The following is a 23,693-nucleotide window of genomic DNA, read 5'->3' on the forward strand; positions in this document are numbered from 1 at the left end:
TGTCAGCGCCCCTCGTCCCGGGCGCGATACAGCATCCTGCCTGCGCGCAACACCTGCCGCACGCGCGCGAACGCAGCCACGTCATCCGCCGGATCGCCCTCCAGCAGTACCAGGTCCGCCTGCAGCCCTTCCGCGATGCGTCCCTTGCGATCGTCCTGGCCGAAGCGGCGCGCCGGCGTGGTGGTGAGGGTGGCGAGGATCGCGCGCCAGTCCAGCCCGGAGGCGCGCAGCAGTTCGAACTCGAGTCGTGTGTCGTACTGCTGGATGAAATCGACATCGGTGCCGAACAGGATGTCGCCACCTGCCGCGTGGTACGCGCGCACCTGCTGCGTGGCGGCCTCGAGGAAACGATCGATGACCTCCTGTGGCGCACCCTCGCGGCGCAACTCGTGGTCGAACAGCGTCAGCGTCGGCGTCAATGCCATGTTGGCCGCACGCAGGCGCTGCACCATTGCCTCGTCCCATGGCCCGGACACGGGCGTGGTGTGCGCGAGGATATCCACGCCAGCGGCCAGCGAAACCTCCAGTCCGGCGACATTGGTCGGATGCGCGAAGGCCGGTTTGCCTGCGCGGTGGGCGGCCTCGACGATCGCGCGGGCGACATCCACGTCCATCGGCAGTACGTCGAGCGCACCCCCGAGGATGGCACCGGCGAACAGCTTCACGCCGTCCGCGCCAGCGGCCAGTTGCGCGTCCGCACGCGTGCGCGCCTCGTCGGCCGTGGCCACTTCCGCGCTGGGCGCCTGCATCTCATCGAACAGGTCGCGCACATAGCTGGGCGTTCCGCCCTCCGGGAAGAACGGCGTATCGACGTACAGGATGTCCGGCCCGCGCACCTCGCCGGCCTCGATCCGCGCCCGCATGGCAGCCGCAGCGCCCCCGATCGAGGAAATGTCGAACACCGTGGTGAAGCCCCAGCGCGTCAGCATCGATGCGAGCGCGGACTCGAGGGCATCGGCGGGAACGGACGCCGGCGCGCGCGTTTCCGGCGCGAGGAAGTGCACATGGCTGTTCCAGAACCCCGCCAGTAGCGTGGTGCCGCGGCCGTCGATGGTGGTGATGCCATCCGGCACATCGATGCCATCGCTCGGACCCACGGCCACGACGCGGCCATCGCGCACGACGACCGTGCCGGAGGCGATCACTTCGGCCTCCGGCGACGGCACCACGCGCGCACCGACGATGGCGATGTCCTGCGCATGCGCCACCCCGCCGCCAATGCACAGCAGGCACGCCAGCCACCAACGCCTTGCACTTCGCATCATTCGCTTGCTCCCCCTCGATCGCGTCTCAAGTGGCAATCAAACAAGGCGAAGCCCGCTTGCGCGGGCTTCGTCCAAACCGCGTTACCAGATCCGCACCCGGTCTTCCGGCGCGATCCACAGCGCATCGGACTCGGTCACGTCGAAGGCCTCGTACCAGGCATCCATGTTGCGCAGCGGCGCGAATGCACGGATATGGCCCGGCGAATGCGTGCCGTTGACGAGCTGCTGGCGCAGCGCGTCGTCACGCCACAACGTGCGCCACACCTGCGCCCAACCCAGGAACAGGCGCTGCTCGCCGGTGAAGCCGTCGATCACCGGGGCTTCCTCGCCAGCGAGCGAACGACGGTAGGCCTCCAGCGCGATGGTCAGGCCGCCAAGGTCGCCGATGTTCTCGCCCATGGCGGTGCGGCCGTTGATGTGCATGCCGGGCAGTTGCGGGAACTCGTATGCCTCGTACTGGGCACCCAGTCGCTCCGCCTGCGCCTCGAACTTCGCGGCATCCTCCGCCGTCCACCAGTCGCGCAGCACGCCTTCGCCGTCGGACTTGCGGCCCTGGTCGTCGAAGCCGTGGATGATCTCGTGGCCGATCACGCCGCCGATGGCGCCGTAGTTCACCGCCGGATCGGCATCGGGATCGAAGAACGGCGGCTGCAGGATGCCCGCCGGGAACACGATCTCGTTCTTCACCGAGTTGTAGTAGGCGTTGACCGTCTGCGGGGTCATGCCCCACTCGTCCTTGTCGACCGGCTGGCCGAGGCGCGAACGACGGTATTCCCACTCGAAATTGCGCGCACGCATGGCGTTGCCGAACAGGTCGCCCTCTCGGACTTCGAGCGCGCTGTAGTCGCGCCACTTGTCGGGATGGCCGATCTTCAGGCCAAAACCGGCCAGCTTGGCGTGGGCCTCGGCCTTGGTGGCGTCGCTCATCCACTCCAGCGAGTCCAGGCGCGCACCCATCGCCACCTTCACGTTGGCGACCAGCTCGTCCATCTTCGCCTTGGCATCCGGCGGGTAGTACAGCGCCACGTAGTCGCGGCCGATCGCCTCGCCCATCACGCCTTCGACGAAGGACACGCCGCGCTTCCAGCGCTCGCGCGGCTCGGGCTGGCCGGACAGGAACTTCTCGCGGAACTCGTAATGCGCATTGACGAAGGCGCTCGAAAGCAACGGTGCCATGCCGTCGGCGATGTGGAACGCTTCCCATGCCTTCAACGTCGACAGGTCGGTGTCGCCGAAGATCGCGGCCAGCTTCGGGATGGCGCTGTCCTGGCGCACCACGGCGACCGGCGCGTGGTCCAGCCCGGATGCGGCGAAGTACGCCGCCCACGGGAAGCCAGGCGCATCGTCGGCGAAATCGGCCAGCGGCTTGGGGTTGTAGGTCTTGTCGCGGTCGCGGCTCTCGGCGCGGGTCCAGTGCGCGTCGGCGATGCGGGTCTCCAGCGCCATCACCGCCTCGGCGCTGGCGGCCGGGTCTTCCCATCCGGCCAGTTCCAGCATCTGCGCGATGTAGGCGAGGTAACGCTCGCGCTGCGGCGCGAAGTTGTCGCGCAGGTACATCTCGCGATCGCCCAGGCCCAGGCCCGACTGGCTCAGGTACAGCGTGTACTGGTCGGGGTTGCGCTGGTCGTCGGACACGAACAGGCTGAACATGCCGCCGCCGAAGCCGCCGCGCGCGGCGATCAGGCTGGCGAATGCGGCCTTGTCGGCAGCGGACTTCAGTTCGGCCAGGTAAGGCTGCAGCGGCTGCCCGCCCAGCGCCTCGACGGCACCCTCGTCCATGAACCCTTGGTAGAGCGTAGCGATCTTCGCCGCATCGCCCGTGGAAGGGTCGGCCTTGGGATAGCTTTCCACCAGCGCCCGCACGCGCGCTTCCGACAGGTCGCGCAGCACGCGGAAGTTGCCATAGCTCGACTGGTCGGCGGGGATCTGCGTGTTCCGCGCCCAGGTGCCGCTGGCGTAGGCGAAGAAGTCCTCACCGGGACGGACGCTCTTGTCCATGCCCGCGGTATCGATGCCCCAGTTGCCGTAGCGCTGGGCGGCGATGATGCCGTGGCCGCCGCCGGCATCGTCCTGCGCGAACAGCGCCTGCAGGGTGCAGGCGTCGTCGAGGCAGCGGTGGTTGTCGTGCGCAGAGGCCTGCGCGGTGAAGCCAAGGGCCAGTGCAGTGGCCAGGGACAGGGCGGTCTTGTTCAGCTTCAACAGCGTTCTCCGGTTCAAAACGTGGGTGCGTCGCTGCGAGCGGCGCGCACGGGACTCCTCAGGATACCCACCCCGCCCTCGCCGGACCCGTGCCGGAGGTTGGCCTCGCCACATTGCTGCGGCGCAACACGCATGCACTCAGCCGTCGGCAGCCGTCTCCGCTCGACGTGCCGCGATGGTCTCGAGCCTCGCGCGGATCCTGTCCGCGGGCCACCAGCGACCCCGCACCATCACCCCTGCCTGCGCCTTGAAATGGCCGATGTCCTGGCGCGGATCGGCATCCAGCAGCACAAGGTCGGCGCGTGCCCCCGGCGCAACCACGCCGAACTCGCCAGGGGTTTGCATGTAGCGCGCCGGCGCCGTGGTGCCGGTCGCGAGCACTTCGTATGGCGTCATCCCGGCGGCGACCATCATCCGCATCTCGTGGTGGATCGAGAATCCGGGCACGTTGAAGAACTGCGGCGCGTCCGAACCCAGGGCGATCGGGGCGCCGCGATCATGCAGCGCCTTCAGCAACTGCCTGCGCACCTCCACCAGCCGTTGCGCCGCGGCAGGCTGGAAGTCTTCGCGCGCACCGAACTCGCCCTTGGCCCGCACCCAGCCGTCGAGTACGGATTGCGGCATGTAGCGCATCTCCGGCCACGCGATCATGTCCGCCGCCGTTTCGGGCGATGCGAGATGCTCGACCAGGCTCAGCGTCGGCACGTTCCAGGTGCCGGCATCGATCGTGCGCTGCACGGCCTCTGGAATGCGTGCGGCATCCACCGCGTCCACCCAGCCGCTGCCGAAGAACCCCGCGCTGCGACTGCGCGCCGCGGCATCTCCAGGGACCAGGAACTCGACGTAGCGATCGAAGTGGTCGATCGACGCCTGCCGCGCGTCGAGTGCGGTTTCCAGGGCCACGCCCTCGGGGATGTGCCCGGCAAAGGGAATCCCCAGCGCATGTGCCGTGCGCGCCATCCCGGGATACAGGTCCGCCGGCACGCTGCCCAGCTTGGCCAGGTCGTAGCCGGCGGCATGGTGCGCCTGCAGCGTCGCATTGATCTCGGCCTCGTCCCTCGCCCCCAGCCAGGGACTGGCGGCGACCATCGTCGGCCCGTCCAGCTCGCCCTGTGCCAGGCGATCACGCAACGCCAGGTGGCTTTCGTTGCCCGCCATGTTGCGCACGAAGGTCACGCCGTTGGCGATGTACAGGAACAGCACGTCCTCGACGTACTGCGGATCGTCGCCACCGGGCACGTGGCCGTGCATCTCCGCCAGGCCCGGCATCAGCACCTTGCCGCGACCGTCGATCCGCTGCGCACCGGTCGGCACGTCGACGTCGGCCGAAGGGCCCATCGAAACGATGCGGCCATCGCGCACGAGCACCGTCTGGGCGGACAACACCGCATCGCGATCCATCGGCAGTACGTCGACATCGACGAAGGCAATGGTGTCGGCATCGCTTGCCTGCGGCGCCGCCGCATCCTCGTGCCCTGCACATGCCAGCATCGCCATCGCCGTGAACAGCGCCACGCCTGCATGCTTCCAGCGCGCAGCGCGCCAGCCGGGGGTCATCCCATTCATCTTCCCGCTCCCGTTGGGTTCTCCCCGACCCTAAGCGCTGGAGGCACGCGTTGCAAACACGGATACCTCTGGAAACGGCGCGCGAATCCCGATGGCGCTACTCCCATCGACACGCGACGGATCACGATGGAGACGACGCGAATCGGGTCAGCGGACGGCACAGGCGACGGCTACACCACCGCCGTGACCACGATCTCGACCTTCCACTCCGGATTCGCCAGCCGTGCTTCCACCGTCGCACGCGCCGGTGCCTCGCCCGCGGCTACCCAAGCATCCCAGGCGCGGTTCATGCCGTCGAAATCGGCGATGTCCGCGAGGTAGATCTGCGCGCGCAGGATGCGCGTCTTGTCGCTGCCGCACTTCGCGAGCAGTTCGTCGATCTCTTGCAGCACTTCCCGTGTCTGCGTCTCGATGTCCGCACCTGGCGTGATCGGGATCTGTCCGGCGAGGTAGGCGATGCCGCCGTGGATGCAGGCTTCGGACATGCGGTTGCCCGCGTCGATGCGTTCGATCATGGAAAGGTCCTGGGTGGTGGGCCGCCGCGCGGCGTGGCCGACACGATAGCAATGCCGGCGCTCAGCCCGCCATCGCAACCGGCTGCCAGACCAGCACGAACGCGCTGACCAGCAGCACCGCGGCGATGTTCATCCAGAAACCGGCGCGCACCATGTCGTCGATGGTGATGATGTCGGCGCTGAACACCGCGGCATTGGGTGGCGTGGAGATCGGCAGCATGAACGCGCAGCTGGCCGACAGCGCGATCACCGCCATGATGGTGTGCGGATCGGCACCGATACCCAGCGCCAGGCCGATGCCGACCGGGATCAGCATGTTCGACACCGCGGTGTTGGACATGATCTCGGTCATGAACAACACGATCGCCGACAGCGCCACCACGATCAGCACCAGCGGCAGCACCTGCAGGCCGCCGAGCAGCGTACCGAACCACTGCGTCAGGCCGGAGCTCTCGAACGCCGCCGCCAGCGACAGGCCGCCGCCGAACAGCAGCAGCAGGCCCCAGGGCAGCGCCTTCATGTCCGGCCACGCCATCAGCCGCCCCCTGCCCTTGCGCGCGGGCAGCAGGAACAGGCTCACGGCGCCGATCATCGAGATCGACGTATCCGACAGCCGCCACGCTTCCGGCAGGAAACCGCTGCCGATCCACAGCGTGCCGACCACGGCGAAGATCGCCAGCACCGCTTTTTCCTCGAACGCCATCGGCCCGAGGCGGTGCAACTGCTCGCGCGCGAAGTCGCTGCCGATCTCCTGCACCGGCCGCACCCGGAACTTGATCCGCGTCATGTAGACGTACAGCACCGCCAGCAGCAGCGCGGTCAGCGGCGCGGCGAAGAAGAACCACTGCGCGAAACTCACGGGACGGCCCAGCGACTGCGCCGACACCGCGGCGAACACCGCGTTGGGCACCGAACCGATGAGGGTGGCGAGGCCACCGATCGACGCGGCGTAGGCGATCGACAGCAACAGGCCCTTGGCGAAGCGCTTCAGAGACACCTCGTCGTAGATCTGCTTGTCGCGGATTTCCTCGATCAGCGCCAGGCCGATCGGCAGCATCATCAGCGCCGTGGCCGCATTCGAGATCCACATCGACAGGAAGGCCGTGGCCAGGATCACGCCCAGGGTGATCCGCTGCCCCCCGGCACCGACCATCGACAGGATCGCCATGGCGATGCGCTTGTGCAGGTTCCACTTCTGGATCGCCAGGGCGATGGTGAAGCCGCCCATGTACATGAACACGATGGGATTGCCGTAGGCCATCGTCGCGGTGCGCTCGTCGGCACCGCCGGTGATCGGCAGCAGGAAGATCGGCATCAGCGAGGTGGCCGGGATCGGCATCGCCTCGGTGATCCACCAGGTGGCCACCCACAGCGTCACCGCCAGCACCGCGCGTGGCGCATCGTCCAGCCCGGTCAGCGCTGGCAGCCAGTAGACCAGCGCGAACAGCAGCGGCCCCAGCACCAGGCCCACGCGTCGTCGCAGGGCGCCATCGGTGCCCTGCGAATGTTCCGTCCCGGCGCTTGCCTCCACCCGTCCTCCCGTGTGCCGGCGCATTGCGCCCCGGATCGCATCAGCGCTGCATGGTAACCGTCGCCAGCACGACCGGATGCCGCGGCGCACCGGCACCCTTCCACTTTGGTGTGATTCACCCTGCGCCTGCGCGGGCGCACAATCCGGGCATGGACCCCGTGCCCGGACTCGACCTGTCGCTGCCGCCCTTCGACCTGCTGGACGATGCCGGGCGCGAACGGCTGCAGGCCAGCGTCGACATCGCCCTGCACCGCGCTGGCACGACGCTGATCGAAGCCGGCAAGCCCTCGCTGCACGCCCACGTCATCCTCAAGGGCCTGGTGCATGCGACCGTGCGCGACGACAACGGCCGGGAGCAGCGCTTCGCCGACTACGGCCCGGGCGACGTGTTCGGTGCCTGGGCGGTGATGGCCGGGCGCGCGCGCCTGAGCTACCGCGCCGACGGCGATTGCCTGACCTTCCTCATCCCCGCGGAGGTGTTCCGCCAACTGATCGCCGACAACCCGCCCTTCGCGGCGTACTTCAATGAAGGCCTGGCGACCAAGGGCCGACTGTCGATCGGCAATTCCGACCGGCGCGAAGTCGCCGAGCTGATGGTGACCCAGGTGGGCGAGGCACAGCTGGCGCCGGCCGAACGCATCGATGCCACCGCCACCATCGCCGAAGCCAGCGCCCGCCTGCATGCGCGTCGCGTCGATTGCCTGCTGGTGGACGATCCCGCGCACGATGCACCGGGCATCGTCACCCGCACCGACCTGCTGGAAGCGCTGTCACTGGAGCGCCTGCCGCTGGACGCAACGGTCGGCCCGCTCGCCAGCCGCCCGCTGGTGGCGGTCGATACCAGCGCCGTGCTGTTCCAGGCCCTGGTGCAGATGACCGAACGCCACATCGAGCGCGTGGTGGTGACCGATCGGGGCGCGATCGCCGGCACGCTGGGCATGGCCGAAGTGCTGTCGCACTTCGCCAGCCATTCGCACCTGATCAGCCTGCGACTGTCGCGTGCGCGCACGCTGGAGGAGATCGCCGATGCCGCCGGCGCGATGGACCGGTTGGTGCGCAGCCTCAACGCCCACGGGGCGCGCATTCCCTACGTGATGGAACTGGTCAGCGCGCTCAACAGCCGGATCATGGGCCAGCTGTTCGACCTGCTGGTGCCGGAGGCGCATCGCAACGGCATCTGCCTGCTGGTGATGGGCAGCGAGGGCCGACGCGAGCAGGTGCTCAAGACCGACCAGGACAATGCGCTGGTGCTGGCCGACGACCTCGACTGGCCTGGGCTGGACGACGCCATGGGGCGCTTCAGTGCCGCGCTGGACAAGGTGGGCTATCCGCCCTGCCCCGGCAAGGTGATGGTGAACAACCCGCACTGGCGGATGCGCGCATCGGAATGGCACGCACGGATCGACCACTGGCGCCAGTCGTATGGCGGCCAGAACGCACTCGACCTTTCGATCGCGCTGGATGCCCGTCCGATCGCAGGCAAGCTTGCGCTGTTCGCGCCGGTGAAAGCGCGGCTGATGGCACTGGGCGAGGACCACATCCTGCTGCACCACCTTGCCGCGGCCACGCTCGATTTCGACACGCCACTGACCTTCTTCGGCCGGGTGCGCAGCGACGCCGACGGCATCGACATCAAGAAGGGCGGCATCTTCCCGGTCGTGCACGGCTTGCGCTGCCTGGCCCTGCGCCACGGCATCGAGGCGAATGGCAGTGCTGAACGCTGTACTGCGCTGGTCGAACAGGGCCACCTGTCCAGCGACCTCGGCCGCGACCTGCCGCAGGCGCTCAACGTGTTCCAGCGCATGCGCCTGCAGTCGCAACTGGCGGCGCTCGACGAAGGGCGCAAGGCGGGCAACGCGATCGATCCCGCGCGCCTGACCCGGCTGGACCGCGAACTGCTGCGCGATGCCCTGCACGTGGTCAAGGAATTCCGCGGACACATCCGCCACAGCTTCCACCTGCGGGACTGAGCGGTGGGACCGATGCGACGCTGGTGGCTGCGGCGCCGGCATGCGGGTAGCGAGTGGACGGCCCTGCTGCATGCGCCCCCCGCCGGCGAGTGGGTCAGCCTGGACCTCGAAACCACCGGGCTGGATCCGCGGAACGACCACATCCTCACCTTGGCGGCGGTGCCGATCCGCGGCGGCGTGGTGGTGGCATCGGAGCGATTTGAACAACGCATCCGCCCCGACCGCAGCTTCGGCATCGATTCGATCCGCCACCACCACATCACCCCCGACGAGGCGGCGGAGGGCGTGTCGGTGACCGCGGCCATGCGCGCGTTCCTGCCCTGGCTGGGCAGTCGCACCTTGCTGGGCTACCACCTCGCCTTCGACGTGGCGATGCTGGCGCCGCACGCGAAGGCGATCACCGGCTTCGCGCTGCCCAACCCGCGCGTCGATTTGGCGCATGCCTTCGCCGCACGCGCGCGGCGCGCACAGCCTGACGTGCCGCCCAACCTGGACTTCCAGCACATCGCCGACACGCTGGGCGTACCCGTGCTCGGTCGCCACAGTGCACTGGGCGATGCCACGACGGTCGCGCTGTGCTGGATTGCGCTGCAGTCGGCGGGCAACAGCAACTTCGTTGCGACAGGTTGAGAGAGCAACGCCATCGGTGGGGTCATCCAGATCGTCATCCCGCGCAGGCGGGGATCCACGCACCTCGATCGTTCCAGGAGTCTCTCCCGGAAGTGGGTGCTTCTGGTAGTGGGGCGACCGTTCTCACAGCGGCTGGGGATCTCAAAAAGCAGTTCGCGATCCCGTCAGATTGCGCAAGGGACACGTCCATGGGTCCCCGACTGCGCGGCGATGACGGATAAGGGAACTTGAACTTCGCGCGAATCCAGCCGGATGTCCTGGCGTATACACATTGCGGGCAATCGCGGAAGCACGCCGTCCGACCTCTTGCTAGCCGGGACCCGGCTCCGCCATCAGCACGCCGCCACGCCACTCCATCTGCGTCGATTGTGGATCGTTCGACGCCACCCAGCGCAGGATCGAGCGCACCGTCACCACCGGATACTCGCCTGACAGCCGCGTCGATATCCCATGGTCAGTGAAAGCGACATTGCTGCCGAACAGTCCGCCCAACACGCGTTGTGCATACGGAATGCGGATGGTGTCGGGGCGGAACCCGGCCTGCACGGCCAGCGCATGCGCCCGCTGGCGATCGCGCACGGTGCCAGTCGTTGGAAGGGTCGCGGCCAGCGTCTCCAGCACCCATGCCGTCGAATTCTGGTACTCGCGACTGCCCGGGCGTGCGATCAGGTTGTACTTCGGCTGGAACAGCGGATTCGATTCCACCGCCAGCAGGTGCAACGCCAGCCGCTGCGCATGCGCCGGTGCCAACCACGTGATTCGCGCATCCTGGTTGACCAGGTCATCGGAAAAGAAGTTGACCAGCCCCTGCGCATACAGCCCGGCGCGTGCACTGCCGCACTCGTTGAGCAGGTGGACGACGGTCCAGCGCCCGGCGGGATGGTCGCGCACCGCGAAGCCGGCGTGGCTGTAGACCAGGCCGTGCTCCGACAGGTCGCGGCCCACGCGTGCCACCAGCGCAACCGGTGCATTACGTGCGTCGAGCGCGTCGACCGTGCGCAACGCGGTCGATGCCGCGGCCGCCACCTTGTGCGCGGGCACGGCCGTCGCTTCACAGTTGGCGCCAGCAAACGCATGCACCGGCCACAGTAGCAGCACCAGGCACAGGCAAAAGGTCTCGCGGTTCACGGCAATAGGCGTCGCGAATGAAGGTGCGGCCGGGTCAACGCATTCGCGACGTAATAGAGCGACTCGCCGGCCACGCTGAGCACCCAGCCGGTCGAAACCGCGGTCACCACCACCACGGTGCCCACGGCGATCCCCAGCGCACGCGCCATCTCCGCCGAGACCTGCACCAACGCGGAAGCGCCTGCGCCGGCGGCTGAAATCGTCAATGCCACCACGCCACCGCTGGCGTCGACCGCCGTGACCGATAGCGCCGCACCCGCGGACAAGGCCTCCGCCATGGCCACCGGCACTTCCACCGAGGCCATCAGGCTGGCATCAGACTGCCGGCTCAGGGCATCGGACTGCGTCGCCGCGCCTGCGGCACCCATGTACGCCAGCGACATCGCGATCACCATTGCCGCCTTCAGGTCCATCGCCTGCCCTCTGTCCCGTTGCATCACCGTCGGCTCCCATTCCCAAGGACTGCGACGGAGCCTTGCCGCCTTGCGCGACGCAGGCAACCGGGATGTGAAAAGTGCTGGTCCACTCGCCGGGCGGTAGCGTATTTTTAGACCATGGCCCTTTCCATCGACCTCGTGAACGCCCTCAAGCGCGGCCTGCGCGCGCAAGGCATGACCTATCGCGAACTGGCCGCGCGCATCGATCTCAGCGAAGCGGCGGTGAAGCGAATGTTCTCGCGCCGGGCGATGAGCCTGGTGCGGCTGGAGCAGATCTGCGACGTGCTGGGCATGGGGCTTGCCGAACTGGGTGCCGATGCCGGACGCGGCCAGGAACCGATGGCGCGGCTGACCCAAGCGCAGGAGCAGGCATTGGTGGACGACCCTGCCCTGATGCTGGCGATGTTCCTCAGCATCAACCGCTGGCAGCAGCCCGACGTGTCGGCGCACTTCAATTTCAGCGTGCCGCAGTGGACGGCCCTGCTGGCGCGACTGGACCGCATGGGCATCATCGAGCTGCAGGCCGGCAATCGCGTGCGGCCGCTGACGGCGCGCAACTTCCGCTGGTTGACCGACGGGCCGATGGAACGGTACTTCCGCACCGAACTGCTGGGCGACTACTTCGCTGCACCGTTCGACGGCGACCATGACCGCCTGCTGCTGCTCAGCGGCAGCCTGAGCCCGGACGGCGTGCAGCAGATGCGGCAACGACTCGATGAGGTGGCGCGGGAGTTCGACGGCCTGCTGGCGCGCGATGCCGCACTGCCGTCCGAACAACGGGTCGGCGTAAGCCTCGTGCTGGCGCAGAAGCCCTGGCTGCTGCGCTTGTTCGCGCCCTATCGCCGCAACACGGCTTGAGGCCTTCGCAGCGCCTGGCGGCCTCGGCTACGTGACCTTCCTGTAGATCGTCATGCCCAGCACGAACAGCACCACCGCAATGGCGATCGCGATGAAGAACAGCACCTGCGCGATGCCCATGGCGGCACTCGCCACGCCGGAGAAACCCAGAGCACCGGCCACAAGTCCGATGATCGCGAAGATGATGGCCCACTTGACCATGCCTGCTGCTCCCGGTTGACGTGGGGCCATGGTGGCGATGCAGGCGTGCCACGAGTGTGAACGGTCATCGCCCCTTCGCATCATTTCGCACTGCGGCCTGGCGCGGCCAGATGGCGGAGCGCGTGCGTCCACGCCGATCCCGCGCACGCGCGGTAAGATGGCGGCTGCTCCGCCAACTCGCTGGAACCGATTGCCTCCGATGCAGCACCACGCCATCGCCGAGGAACTCCGCGCAAGGGACCTGCAATTCGTGCGCCGCATCCATCGCATGCGTGTGCTGGGCGTATTGTTGTGCATGCTGCCCATCGCCTCGGTGCTTGCCGAACGCGACGCGCCCGGTTTCTGGTGGTTGCTACTGGCGCTCAACGTCATGCTGTGGCCGCCGCTGGCCTACCGCATTTGCCGACGCGCGCGCGACCCGGTCGAGGCGCAATTCCGCTGCCTGATGCTCGACTCGACGTTCGGCGGCGCATGGATCGCGGCGATGGCGCTGAGCGCCGCGCCCACCGCGTTGTTCTTGGCGATGCTGACCGCCGACAAGATCGCCGCAGGTGGATGGTCGCTGGCCATCCGCTGCACGCTGGCCGGGTTGGCCGGCTTCGCTGCCACGTGGATCCTGCTCGGCTTCCCCTACCAGCCCGAGTCCTCGCATCGCACCCTGTTGCTCTCGTTCCCCTTCATGTTCGTGTACGCCATCGTGCTGAGCGTGCTGACGCATCGCCTGATGCGCCGGATCTTCGAGCAGAACCGGGAACTGGCGCGACTCAACCGCACCGACCCTGCGATGCAGTTGCCCAACCGCCCGCATTTCGAAAGCATCGCCTCGCGCGAGCTGGCGCGCTTCCATCGCTACGGCCGCCCCACCTCGATCCTGCTGGTGGACGTGGACCACTTCAAGACCATCAACGACCGTTACGGCCACGGCATGGGCGACGTGGTACTGAAGGGCATCGCGGGCGTGCTGCGCGACAGCGTCCGCGACGTCGACCTGCCCGCCCGCTACGGTGGCGACGAGTTCGCCGTGCTGCTGGTCGACAGCGATACCCCGACCGCCCTCGCCTGCGCCGAGCGCATGCTGCGGCAGGTGCGCGCGCTGGAGTTCGATGCCGAGCCCGGCCTGCGCTGCACGCTGAGCATCGGGGTGGCCGAACTGTCACCGGACTATCCCGCGCTGGAGCACTGGATACGAGCCGCCGATGCGGCGCTGTACCGCGCCAAGGCGGCCGGCCGCGACCGTGTCGCCTCGGCCTGATCCTGCGGGCCGCCCACCCTGCGGACACGCGTTCCCACAGGTTCCCGCGACGCCGGCTTTCCGCCGATAATGACAGTCTGATGACAGCCGGCCCTGCCGGCGCCACCCAGGGGATCCACATGGCCAACAGCTTCGTCGCCAACCTCTTCGGCCGCTCGCCCGTCCGTCCGCTCCAGAAGCACTTCCAGGAGGCCGCCGCCTGCGCACGCGAGCTGACGCCGTTCATGGAGGCCGTGCTGCGCGGCGACTGGGTGGCCGCCGAAGCCTCGCGCGAGCGCATCGTCGCCAAGGAGCAGGCCGCCGACGACATGAAGAAGGACGTGCGCCTCAACCTGCCCGACAACCTGTGGATGCCGGTACCGCGGGCGGACCTGCTGGATCTGCTGATGGTCCAGGACCGCGTGGCCAACACCGCCAAGGACGTCTCCGGCATCGTGATCGGGCGGAAGATGGCCTTCCCCGCCGACGTCGGCGAGGTCTTGATGAAGCTGGTGCGCCGCTGCGTGGACGCCGTGGACCAGGCCGAGCGCAGCGTCAACGAGCTTGGCGAACTGTTCGAGACCGGTTTCCGCGGCGCCGAGGTGGAGCTGGTGAACGAGCTGATCGACCACCTCGATGCGATCGAGGACGACACCGACCAGCTGCAGGCCGAGGTACGCGCCGTGTTGTTCGTGCGCGAAAAGGACCTGCCGCCGGTGGACGTGGTGTTCATGTACCAGGCGATCGAATGGATCGGCGAGGTGGGTGACTACGCGCAGCGCGTGGGCAGCCGCCTGCAGCGGTTGCTGGCACGCTGAGGGCGCCGACATGGAGCAGATGACCCTCTACATCATCCTGGCGGCGGTGTTCGGCCTGTACATGGCCTGGGCGATCGGCGCCAACGACGTGGCCAATGCCATGGCCACCTCCACCGGCGCCAAGGCGATCAGCTTCAAGCAGGCCGTGATCATCGCCGCAGTCTTCGAGTTCGCCGGCGCGGTGCTGGCCGGGGGCAATGTCACCTCGACCATCCGCAATGGCATCGTCGATGCCAGCCTGCTGTCGGATACGCCCGAACTGATGATCTACGGGATGCTGGGATCGCTGCTGGCCGCGGCGGTCTGGCTCAACCTGGCATCGAAGATGGGTTGGCCGGTGTCCACCACGCATTCCATCATCGGTGCGATCGTCGGTTTCGCGGCCGTCGGCATCGGCGTGAACGCGGTGCAGTGGGGCAAGGTGGGACAGATCGCGATGAGCTGGGTGGTCTCGCCGGTGATCGCGGGCACCATCGCCTTCCTGATCTTCCGCACGGTGCAGGTGCTGATCCTCGACCGCAACGACCCGGTCGAGCGCGCACGCAGGTACGTGCCGCTGTACATGCTGGCGGCCGCGTTCATGATCACGATGATGACGCTGATGAAGGGCCTGACCCACGTGGGCCTGGACCTCAGCACCGGACAGAATTTGCTGGTCGCCAGCGTGGTGGCCATCGTGGTGGCGGTGTCGGGCAAGCTGATCATCGACCGCATCCAGGTGGATCCCGCCGCCGATCGCAAGTTCCGCTTCGCCACGGTGGAGCGCATCTTCGGCGTGCTGATGGTCATCACCGCCTGCTCGATGGCGTTCGCGCACGGTTCCAACGACGTCGCCAACGCCATCGGCCCGGTGGCGGCGGTCATCTCGGTCGCCTCGACCGGCGTGGTCGAAGGCCGCTCGGTGGTGTCGCCGTGGTTGCTGCTGCTCGGTGGCGGCGGCATCGTGCTGGGCCTGGCGACTTACGGCAAGCAGGTGATGCGCACGGTGGGCGAGAAGATCACCGCGCTGACGCCCAGCCGCGGTTTCGCCGCGGAGATGTCCGCGGCCTCGACGGTCGTGCTCGCCTCCAGCACCGGCCTTCCGGTATCCACCACGCACACCCTGGTGGGTGCGGTCCTGGGCGTGGGCATGGCGCGCGGCATCTCGGCGCTCAACGTCACCGTGATCCGCAACATCTTCCTGTCCTGGCTGATCACCGTGCCGGCAGGTGCGGTGCTGTCGGTGATCTTCTTCTTCATCCTGCGCGCGGTGCTCTGACCGCGCGCAGCGACAGGCGCTTTGCAGCCAGCTCAGGCGGGCTGCACCCTGCCTTCCTGCCTTTCCTGCTCGGACGCTTCGCGCACGTCGGCCACCTGCACGTCGAAGTGCAACGTCTGGCCGGCCAGCGGATGGTTGCCATCCACCGTCACCCCCGCATCGCCGACGTCGATGACGGTCAGCAACAGCGGACCACCCTCGCCCTGCGCGCGGAACTGCATCCCGGCTTCCACCTTGTCCACGCCTTGGAACGCCTCGCGCGGCAGCACCTTGACCAGTGCATCGTTGCGCACGCCGTAGGCTTCCTCGGGCTTTACCTCGACCTTCAGCGCGTCGCCGGCCTGCTTGCCGTCGAGCGCCTTCTCCAGGCCGGGGATGATGTTGCCGGCGCCATGGAAATAGCGCAGAGGCTGCGATTCCGGGGATTTGTCGAGCACCCTGCCGTCGGCATCGGTGAGGGTGTAATGGATGCTGGCGACACGTGAAGCGGCGATCTGCATGGCGATCTCCTTGGAACGGATGGGAAGGGAGGCGTGACACGGACAGGCACCGGTAGCGTCACGGTGCAGCGAATACGTCACGCCACCACCATAGCGACCCTGACATGGGCATGCAAACCCGCTGCGATGCGTGCTTCAGCCAGCGGGGCTGCGGCCATCGTGTTTACTGCCGCACGACGGCCAGATGATCCGCCGCATTCAGCGGCCGACAGCATTGCTGCAACCCGGCCATGAATGCGCGACGCAAAGCGCACGCTGGCGCCACGTATCGAGACACAGACGGAACGGTCGGCTCAGGAGCCACGATTGGCCTGTACGTCCTCCCCGGGATTTTCCACGCCATGCCCGCGCCGGAACTCGAACACACGTAGCGGGCGGCCATCGTCGAGCCTGAGCTCCATCGCCTCCTGCAGCGCATCCAGCGTCTCCAGGCGCGTGCACAACCCAGTGGCGTGCTGCTCCAGCTGGCCTTCGCGCGCCGAAATCGAGCGTTCGATGTCACCTTCCATCTTCTCCATCCGCCGCTCCATGCGGCCGATGCCGCCGGTCATCACCATCCAGATCGCGCGCCCGGGCGTGAAGCTGGCGGCCATCGATTCCGCGGCCGCCTCGATCTCGGCCTCGAATGCATCGCCGAAGATGTCTGCATTCCAGACGCCCCGGCCCAACGTCTCGTCGATGCGCGCCAGCGAACGTGCGCGCAACCGTTCGAACTGGCGCGCGTTGCGCCTGTTGCCGGCCAACGCCGCGTTGACGCTGCCCAGCGTGTCGAAAGTGATGCCGATCGCCTCGCGGGTGATGCCCGCGATCTCCGGCAGCAACGCGCGTGTCTCCGCTTCCATGCTGCGCAGCCGCCGGGCATCGGCCTGCGAGACATCACGCTCGATGCCATCGATGCGCAGCGCGCCGTCATGGAAGTCGATCCGCTGCGGCGAAGCCTTGCCATCGTTGTCGTGCAATCGGATGCCGTGTTGCCCCACGCGCAGCGTGTATGCACTTTCCACGCTGCAACCGCTGTGTTGGCTGCCGAAGCCATGGCGACCCGCCGCCGACGTGGCAGAAACCGCCAGCAGTGCGATGCCGCAGGCGACGGCGGCGAAGGAAATCGGACGCATGGGAACTCCGGCGGGAGCTGGCTGGCCAGCAGGGTGCGTCCAGTATCCACGTGCGAATGCGGCGCGCCGCGGGCCGGAAGTCATTGCCATGCCGATGGTCATGCACGCCCACGCCTGCTTGACGCCACCCTGCGCATACTTGCGCACGGGCATTTTCCGAGGGAGTACGACCGCGATGGGCATGCTGATCGACGGCAAGTGGGAAAGCGACGACGACAAGCTGGTCGATGACGACGGTCGCCTGCGGCGACCGGATTCCGCGTTCCGGAACTGGATCACCGCCGACGGCAGCGCCGGCCCCACCGGCGAGGCCGGGTTCCGCGCGGAGCCGGGGCGCTACCACCTTTACATCGCGCGCGCGTGCCCGTGGGCGCATCGCACCACGATTTTCCGCGAGCTCAAGGGCCTGCAGGACGCGATCGACCTGTCGGTGACGCACTGGCTGATGGCGGAAGACGGCTGGACCTTCCGGCCGGGCCCGGGCGTCGTGCCCGATCCGCTGCACGGCGCGGACACCGTGTGGCAGCTGTACGTGAAATCGGACCCGCGTTACACCGGTCGCGTGACCGTACCGGTGCTGTGGGACAAGCAGCGCGACTGCATCGTCAGCAACGAATCGGCCGACATCATCCGGATGTTCAACAGCGCCTTCGATGGCGTCGGCGCCGGCGAAGGCGACTATTACCCGATGGAACTGCGCGGCGAGATCGATGCCATCAACGATCGCGTCTACGACGGCCTCAACAACGGTGTCTACAAGGCCGGCTTCGCGAAGAAGCAGTCAGCGTATGACGAGGCGGTCACGGATGTGTTCGAGACGTTGGACTGGCTGGAACAGCGACTGTCGGCGCACGAGTGGCTGTGCGGCGACACGCTGACCGAAGCCGACTGGCGCCTGTTCACCACCTTGCTGCGGTTCGATCCCGTGTACCACGGCCACTTCAAGTGCAACCTGCGGCGACTGGTCGATTACCCCGTGCTCTGGGACTACACGCGGCGACTGTTCGCGCATCCGGCGGTGGCGCCCACGGTCGACATGGACCACATCAAACGCCATTACTACCAGAGCCACCGGCACATCAACCCGACCGGCATCGTGCCGAAAGGCCCCGCGATGTCGTTCGCGCGCGACTAGACCGCCGCCAGGCATCGAACAACGACGCGACCATCATCCCGGATCGGGCGAGGCAGGCGGCACCAGGGTTTCATGCAACATCGGTACCTGCATCAGCGCCGCCGTTCCATACCAGTCGTGGTACTCCGCGACCATTTCGCCTTGCCGCACCACCGGATCGGATTCGGCAAGTGCACGCGCCTCGTCCCGATCCGCCACCGCGAACACGTAAAGCCCGCGCCATCCTTCTGCATCCTGCAGGAACGGCCCGGCCAGCACCAGCTTGCCGGCTGCCGACCACGCCGCCATGTTCGCGAAATGTCCGGCGAACATCGCATCGCGTTCCGGTCCGTCGGGGACCCTTGCGGGTCCCGTCTTCAGGATCACAAGCACATAGCGACGCATGCCGCGCTCGTCCGCACCGAGCTGCCGGGCCAGGGCGGCATCATGGCCCTGCCCCGCATTGGCCACCGCGGTCGGTCCCATTGCCGCGGCATCCACGCCCGGCGGCATGCCGATCGCGAGACACAGGCCAGCCATCAACGGCAGAAAATTCATCGCGATCCCCTCATTCCCGATCGGTCATTCGACCCAACCATCGTGCGCCGACCACGACGCCGCGTCCACTCGGGAGACGTGCGAACCGCTCAGCCATTCCCGCCACGAAGCCGCAGTCGCCACGATGCGAACGCCACGCAGGCCAGCCCGGCGACAGCGCCCGGCCACGCGCCCCAGGCCAATGCCATCGCGAGTCCGGCGTACAGCGCGATGCCTCCCAACGACACGGCCTTCCAGTCCGCCATGGCCGGCACCTCGCGCACGCGCCGCAGCTCGAACGCGACCACGGCTGCGATCACCGGCGCCACCATCAGCATGCACAACACGATCCACGCCAGCCGACCAAGCCAGAACCCGGCCTCGCCGGGAACACCGGCATCGATGGGAAGGCCCAGCTTTTCGCCCAGCCAGGCCGCAGGCAATTCCGCAAGCTTGTGCCACAGGTACAACGGCATGCCCAGCGCACCAAGGATGGCCACCGCGCGGCCCAGCACGCGCCCCGCCAGCAGCGTGCGTGCCAGCGGTTCGAACACCAGCACGGCGCCCGCCTGCAACCACATCACGCCGACCAGCGCCAGCGTCGGCGGCAGCATGTTGTTCCCGGCCAGCGCCACGCCCACCATCGCCACCGGATAGCCGCTGCCCAGAGCCAGCACCAGCCATGCGGCACCCAGCGCCAGCAGCGCCAGACCCGCCTGCACGCCGCGGAAACGTCCCCGCTTCCAGGCGATCCCCAGTTGCTGCGGCACCAGCCACACCACCAGCATGTTGAGCCACGCCATGCCCGGCGACGCGCTTGAGACGCGATCGCCCAGCCAGCGCAAGTCGGCGAACGAAGAGACGCCGCCACGCACCCCATCCAGCGACATCGCCACCAGCACCAGCCCCGCCACCGCGCCCAAACCGAAGCGCCGGTCCATGCGCAGGCACCACGGCAGCATTGCCTGCACCGTCAACAGCATCAGCAGGAACCACAGGTGCACCGTGAGCGACGTGTTGAACAGGCCCAGCAGGCGCGTGCCCATTGCCAGCGACACCAAGGCCAGCAACGTGAGTACCGCGAGGTAGGTCACCGTGGGCCGCGCCATGCCCAGCGCGCGCAATGCCCACCATTGCCGCTGGGCGCCCTCGCGCAGGCGCTTTTCCACGCTGTCGGCACTGACGGCTGCGGACACGAAGACGAACAGCGGCACCACTTGCACCAGCCAGGTTAGGAATCCGGCCGAGCCCCAGACCGCCAGCAGATGGTCGGTCGCCACCAGCTGTCCGTCCTCAAGCCTCGGCAGCGTGGCGATCCAGTGCCCCAGCACCACCACCAGCAGCGCACAGGCGCGCAGCGCGTCGGGGTACGGATCGCGATCCTGGGTGGACGACATGCGGACAGCCACGCTTGCGGGAGTGGCGACATCGTAGCGTGTCGCCAGCCACGTCCGCGCGGAATGCGCTTGCCGCACGATGCGTTCGCAACCGCCGGTGCAGGGAATGACCCTTGATCTCGCAGATGTGCGTGGCAACGTCGGATCCCGCTTTACTCCGCGTTCGCATTGCCGTCACGACGCGCTCATTGCATCGCTGCCAGCATCGTGGCCATGACGAACAGCCCGATCTCCGCCATCGATGCGAAGGCGGAATACTTCCTGACGCGTGGACAAATCGCGCTTGCGCATACCTGCGCGGACTGGGACATCACCCTGGCCGATGGTCCGGTCGTGGCGACCGCGATCCATGACGGCCATGCGATCCGCGATGTGCTGCGACCAATGCTTGCGATCGACGATGCCCAGCGCCTGCGCGAGGAAGACCCGCTCACCGGCGTCCTGACCCGCGTCGGCGACGTACGCGTCCAGGTCCGCACGTCGCGGTTCGAGGTGGACCTCAATCGCCCGCGGGAACGCGCGGTGTATGCGCGCCCGGAGGACGCGTGGGGGCTGCAGGCCTGGCGTGCGCCGCTGCCGCCTCGCGAAGTCGAGCAATCGCGGGCGGCATGGGACCGCTTCTACGCGATGGTGACGGAGCTGCTCGACCGGCTGCTCGCCCGCTGGGACGCAGTGCTGCTGATCGACCTGCATAGCTACAACCACCGCCGCGACGGTCCCGACCAGCCACCCGCCGCACAGGACGGGAATCCCGATATCGAACTGGGCTTCACCACCGCCGACCCGGCGCGCTGGCGCGCAACCTGCGAACGTTTCGCACAGGCACTGCGGCAGACTCCGATCCACGGCGCAACGCCCGACGTACGCGCGAACGTGCGCTTCCCCACCGGTGGCCACTTCCCGGAATGGGTGTATGCGCAATGGGGCGACCGGGTCTGCACCATCTCGCCCGAGTACAAGAAGATCTTCATGGACGAATGGACCGGCCAGGCCGACATCGCCGCACTCGATGCGCTGCAACGCGGCCTGCAACACGCCGTCGACGTGGTGCGACCGGAGTTCCGGAGGCGCCGGTGAACCCGACGATGACTCAGGCACCGCCAGCACGGCTCCAGCCTGTCCCGCCGATCGCCGCAAAGGTGGATACGGCATTGGCGGTCATGGATGCCGAGCTCGACTGGCTGCTGGCGCTCAATCCCCTCGGCACCGACGCGCTGTGGCAGGAATTCGATGCCAGCAGGCGCAGGCACGTATCGCCGCTGCGTTATGCCGACCCGGTGGTCGATCTCACCGCGCTTCGCAGGCGATTGCTGGACCTTCCGGTCGACGAGATCGAATCGCCGCTACTGGCAGGGGTGCTGGCGGAAAAGCAGCGCGAACTGGACAGGACCATCGAACTCGTGCGGCTACGCGGCACGGACGGCTTCATCGGCGCCAGCATCGACCTGTTCGGTGGTGTCGAGGCTGGCTTGCTCGCACTCGCCCGGCAGATCCTCGCGGACGTCGGCAGCGGCGACCCGCTGCCCGCCGACACCGGCGTCGATGCGGTGGTGGCGGCCGTCGAGGAGGAGGTCGACTGGTACCGCACGCAGGCGCCGGACTTCGAGCTTGAGGTCGTGGTCAACGCCGACGTCGGCTCGCTCATGATGGTCTCGCACGGCAAGCTCTACCTCGACCTGCATTTGCGCCTGCCCGACGCGCGCCTGCAGCCGCTGGTGCAGCACGAAGTGGGCACCCACGTGGTCACCTACTACAACGGCAGCCGCCAACCCCTGCGGCAGATGGCGGTGGGGCTGGCGCATTACGATCCGCTGCAGGAAGGACTGGGCGTGCTGGCCGAGTACCTGGCCGGATACCTGCCCGGCGAACGCCTCAGGATCCTCGCCGCGCGCGTGGTGGCCGCGGACATGGCGATCCACCGCAACGGTATCCCGGAGATCTTCGCGTGCCTGCACGATGAACACGGCTTCTCCACCGATGATGCCTTCGACGTCGCGGTACGCGCGCAGCGCGGAGGCGGGCTGACCAAGGATGCGGTGTACCTGCGCGGCCTGCGCGACCTGCTGGACGACCTGCGCAACGGTGGCGACTTCGAGTCGCTGTTCGCGGGCAAGTTCGCGCTGTCGCATCGCGTGGTGATCGAACAATTGCTCGAGGCGGGCTGGGCAACGCCACCGGCCCTGCTGCCACGCTACACCCGCGCGCCCGGATTCCCTGCTGCGCTGGAACGCTGCCGAAGGCTCGGCGTGGCCGGCCTGTACCACGCGCACCCCGAACCGCTTCCCGTCCAGGACTCCGCACCATGAGCGACCGCCCCATCCGCCTCGGCTTCGTCGTCAACGACGTCGGCACCGAACAGGACAACTACACCACCATCCGGCTGGCGCGCACCGCGGCCAACCTTGGCCACGACGTCGCGCTGATCGGCCTGGGCGATTTCATCTACGACGCCACCGACACCGTCCGCGCAAGGGCTTACGTGCCGCGCGCTCGGGACTACGCCGATGATGCCGCGCTGCTGGCCGAACTGCAGGGCGAGGACCCGGGGATCGACCGCATCAACGTCGACCAGCTCGATGTGCTGATGCTGCGCAGCGACCCGGCAGAAGAGCTGGTGGACCGTCCCTGGGCGCCCAACAGCGCGCTGTTGTTCGCACAGCTCGTCCTCCGACGTGGCGTGATCGTGGTCAACGACCCCACCCACCTCACCGATGCCTCCAACAAGACCTACTTCCAGCATTTCCCCGAAGACGTGCGCCCGCTGACCTGCATCAGCCGCGATGCCGACGAGATCAAGTCGTTCATCGCCGGACAGGGCGGCCGCGGGGTGGTCAAGCCGCTGCAGGGATCCGGGGGCCAGGGGGTGTTCGTGGTGAAGGAGAGCGACAACGGCAACCTCAACCAGATGATCGATGCCGTCACCCGCGACGGCTACGCGATCGCGCAGGAGTACCTGCCCGGTGCCGCCGACGGCGACCTGCGCCTGTTGATGCTCAACGGCCAGCCGCTGCAGGTCGATGGACGCCATGCCTGCTTCCGTCGCTACAACGACAGCGGCGATGCCCGCAGCAACATCAGTGCCGGCGGCAAGTTCGAGATCGCGGAGCCCGATGCGGATGCCCTCCGGCTGGCGAAGCTGGTGGCGCCGAAACTGGTGCGCGACGGCATGTATTTCGTCGGCCTGGACATCGTCGGCGACAAGCTGATGGAGGTGAACGTGGATACGCCCGGCGGAATCAACATGGCCGAGGAGCTGACCGGCGTCGATTTCAGCGGACACATCATCGCCGACCTGGTGCGCAAGGTCCGGCTGCGCGACAGCTACCATGGCCAGTTGAGCAACGTGGAACTTTCGATGCTGTGAACGGATGCCGTCGGCGCAGCCACCACGCCCCATCAACATCGGCCGTGAAACACTTCCAC

General features: G+C 67.7%; 22 protein-coding genes. 10 read left to right on the plus strand and 12 right to left on the minus strand.

Annotated features, from left to right (window positions below; all coding sequences use genetic code 11):
- Nucleotides 1-2 precede the first annotated feature (2 nt).
- From E2F46_RS00295 to E2F46_RS00315, 5 genes are all read right to left on the minus strand, one after another.
- Nucleotides 3-1,265 (minus strand): amidohydrolase family protein, encoded by a 1,263-nt coding sequence (locus E2F46_RS00295; RefSeq protein ID WP_243720245.1) that lies wholly within the window; start codon nt 1,263-1,265, stop codon nt 3-5.
- Between the two features lie 81 nt (nt 1,266-1,346).
- Nucleotides 1,347-3,464 carry a M13 family metallopeptidase gene (locus E2F46_RS00300; protein WP_243720246.1) on the minus strand — a complete coding sequence of 706 codons (2,118 nt, stop codon included), beginning with the start codon at nt 3,462-3,464 and terminating at the stop codon, nt 1,347-1,349.
- A 138-nt stretch (nt 3,465-3,602) separates the two neighbouring features.
- Nucleotides 3,603-5,030, minus strand: a complete 1,428-nt coding sequence (locus E2F46_RS00305) for an amidohydrolase family protein (protein WP_133320198.1) — start codon at nt 5,028-5,030, stop codon at nt 3,603-3,605.
- Nucleotides 5,031-5,200: 170 nt separating this feature from the next.
- The gene (locus E2F46_RS00310) at nt 5,201-5,545 is read right to left on the minus strand and encodes a RidA family protein (protein WP_133320199.1); all 345 of its coding nucleotides are present in this window, start codon (nt 5,543-5,545) and stop codon (nt 5,201-5,203) included.
- 61 nt (nt 5,546-5,606) lie between these two features.
- Entirely contained in the window at nt 5,607-7,076 is a 1,470-nt protein-coding gene (locus tag E2F46_RS00315) for an SLC13 family permease (protein ID WP_207949483.1), read from the minus strand.
- Between the two features lie 149 nt (nt 7,077-7,225).
- Between E2F46_RS00315 and E2F46_RS00320 the strand changes: the two genes are divergently transcribed.
- Nucleotides 7,226-9,046, plus strand: a complete 1,821-nt coding sequence (locus E2F46_RS00320) for a putative nucleotidyltransferase substrate binding domain-containing protein (protein ID WP_165967297.1) — start codon at nt 7,226-7,228, stop codon at nt 9,044-9,046.
- Nucleotides 9,047-9,058: 12 nt separating this feature from the next.
- The gene (locus tag E2F46_RS00325; protein ID WP_133320201.1) at nt 9,059-9,676 is read left to right on the plus strand and encodes an exonuclease domain-containing protein; all 618 of its coding nucleotides are present in this window, start codon (nt 9,059-9,061) and stop codon (nt 9,674-9,676) included.
- Between the two features lie 309 nt (nt 9,677-9,985).
- Here the strand turns inward: E2F46_RS00325 and E2F46_RS00330 are convergent, their stop codons facing one another.
- Together E2F46_RS00330 and E2F46_RS17380 are read right to left on the minus strand one after the other, a co-directional pair.
- Nucleotides 9,986-10,804 carry a DUF2145 domain-containing protein gene (locus E2F46_RS00330; RefSeq protein WP_165967298.1) on the minus strand — a complete coding sequence of 273 codons (819 nt, stop codon included), beginning with the start codon at nt 10,802-10,804 and terminating at the stop codon, nt 9,986-9,988.
- Complete coding sequence (locus E2F46_RS17380; protein WP_165967299.1) at nt 10,801-11,241, minus strand: hypothetical protein; 441 nt, start codon at nt 11,239-11,241, stop codon at nt 10,801-10,803. The genes E2F46_RS00330 and E2F46_RS17380 overlap by 4 nt, the downstream gene beginning before the upstream one ends.
- A 117-nt stretch (nt 11,242-11,358) precedes the next feature.
- Here E2F46_RS17380 and E2F46_RS00335 point away from each other — a divergent pair, with 117 nt between their 5' ends.
- Complete coding sequence (locus E2F46_RS00335) at nt 11,359-12,099, plus strand: helix-turn-helix domain-containing protein (RefSeq protein WP_133320203.1); 741 nt, start codon at nt 11,359-11,361, stop codon at nt 12,097-12,099.
- A 27-nt stretch (nt 12,100-12,126) separates the two neighbouring features.
- On the opposite strand, the gene E2F46_RS00340 is transcribed toward E2F46_RS00335, so the two are convergent.
- On the minus strand, nt 12,127-12,300 hold the full coding sequence (locus E2F46_RS00340) for a DUF1328 domain-containing protein (RefSeq protein ID WP_133320204.1): 174 nt from the start codon (nt 12,298-12,300) through the stop codon (nt 12,127-12,129).
- Between the two features lie 199 nt (nt 12,301-12,499).
- Here E2F46_RS00340 and E2F46_RS00345 point away from each other — a divergent pair, with 199 nt between their 5' ends.
- The 3 genes from E2F46_RS00345 (at nt 12,500) to E2F46_RS00355 (ending at nt 15,607) form a co-directional block, all read left to right on the plus strand.
- On the plus strand, nt 12,500-13,552 hold the full coding sequence (locus E2F46_RS00345; protein ID WP_165967300.1) for a diguanylate cyclase: 1,053 nt from the start codon (nt 12,500-12,502) through the stop codon (nt 13,550-13,552).
- Between the two features lie 80 nt (nt 13,553-13,632).
- On the plus strand, nt 13,633-14,349 hold the full coding sequence (locus E2F46_RS00350) for a TIGR00153 family protein (protein ID WP_207949484.1): 717 nt from the start codon (nt 13,633-13,635) through the stop codon (nt 14,347-14,349).
- Nucleotides 14,350-14,359: 10 nt separating this feature from the next.
- Nucleotides 14,360-15,607: an inorganic phosphate transporter gene (locus tag E2F46_RS00355; RefSeq protein WP_133320206.1), complete on the plus strand. Its 1,248-nt coding sequence runs from the start codon at nt 14,360-14,362 to the stop codon at nt 15,605-15,607.
- Nucleotides 15,608-15,639: 32 nt separating this feature from the next.
- Here E2F46_RS00355 and E2F46_RS00360 read toward each other — a convergent pair whose 3' ends face one another.
- A complete protein-coding gene (locus tag E2F46_RS00360) occupies nt 15,640-16,107 on the minus strand; it encodes an FKBP-type peptidyl-prolyl cis-trans isomerase (protein WP_133320207.1) in 468 nt (155 codons plus the stop codon).
- A 293-nt stretch (nt 16,108-16,400) separates the two neighbouring features.
- Entirely contained in the window at nt 16,401-17,222 is an 822-nt protein-coding gene (locus E2F46_RS00365; protein WP_165967301.1) for a DUF2884 family protein, read from the minus strand.
- 175 nt (nt 17,223-17,397) lie between these two features.
- Between E2F46_RS00365 and E2F46_RS00370 the strand changes: the two genes are divergently transcribed.
- Complete coding sequence (locus E2F46_RS00370; protein ID WP_133320209.1) at nt 17,398-18,357, plus strand: glutathione S-transferase family protein; 960 nt, start codon at nt 17,398-17,400, stop codon at nt 18,355-18,357.
- Nucleotides 18,358-18,390: 33 nt separating this feature from the next.
- Here E2F46_RS00370 and E2F46_RS00375 read toward each other — a convergent pair whose 3' ends face one another.
- Together E2F46_RS00375 and E2F46_RS00380 are read right to left on the minus strand one after the other, a co-directional pair.
- Nucleotides 18,391-18,894 (minus strand): YciI family protein, encoded by a 504-nt coding sequence (locus E2F46_RS00375; RefSeq protein ID WP_133320210.1) that lies wholly within the window; start codon nt 18,892-18,894, stop codon nt 18,391-18,393.
- Nucleotides 18,895-18,983: 89 nt separating this feature from the next.
- The gene (locus E2F46_RS00380; RefSeq protein WP_133320211.1) at nt 18,984-20,270 is read right to left on the minus strand and encodes an acyltransferase family protein; all 1,287 of its coding nucleotides are present in this window, start codon (nt 20,268-20,270) and stop codon (nt 18,984-18,986) included.
- A gap of 213 nt (nt 20,271-20,483) precedes the next feature.
- Between E2F46_RS00380 and E2F46_RS00385 the strand changes: the two genes are divergently transcribed.
- From E2F46_RS00385 to E2F46_RS00395, 3 genes are all read left to right on the plus strand, one after another.
- Entirely contained in the window at nt 20,484-21,347 is an 864-nt protein-coding gene (locus E2F46_RS00385; protein ID WP_133320212.1) for an N-formylglutamate amidohydrolase, read from the plus strand.
- Between the two features lie 62 nt (nt 21,348-21,409).
- Nucleotides 21,410-22,576: a tyrosine/phenylalanine carboxypeptidase domain-containing protein gene (locus tag E2F46_RS00390; protein WP_165967302.1), complete on the plus strand. Its 1,167-nt coding sequence runs from the start codon at nt 21,410-21,412 to the stop codon at nt 22,574-22,576.
- Nucleotides 22,573-23,634, plus strand: a complete 1,062-nt coding sequence (locus E2F46_RS00395; protein WP_207949485.1) for an ATP-grasp domain-containing protein — start codon at nt 22,573-22,575, stop codon at nt 23,632-23,634. Before E2F46_RS00390 ends, E2F46_RS00395 begins: the two co-directional genes overlap by 4 nt.
- Nucleotides 23,635-23,693: the final 59 nt, after the last annotated feature.

It is taken from the genome of Luteimonas aestuarii (assembly GCF_004357985.1).
In the GTDB taxonomy this organism is placed as follows: domain Bacteria; phylum Pseudomonadota; class Gammaproteobacteria; order Xanthomonadales; family Xanthomonadaceae; genus Luteimonas; species Luteimonas aestuarii.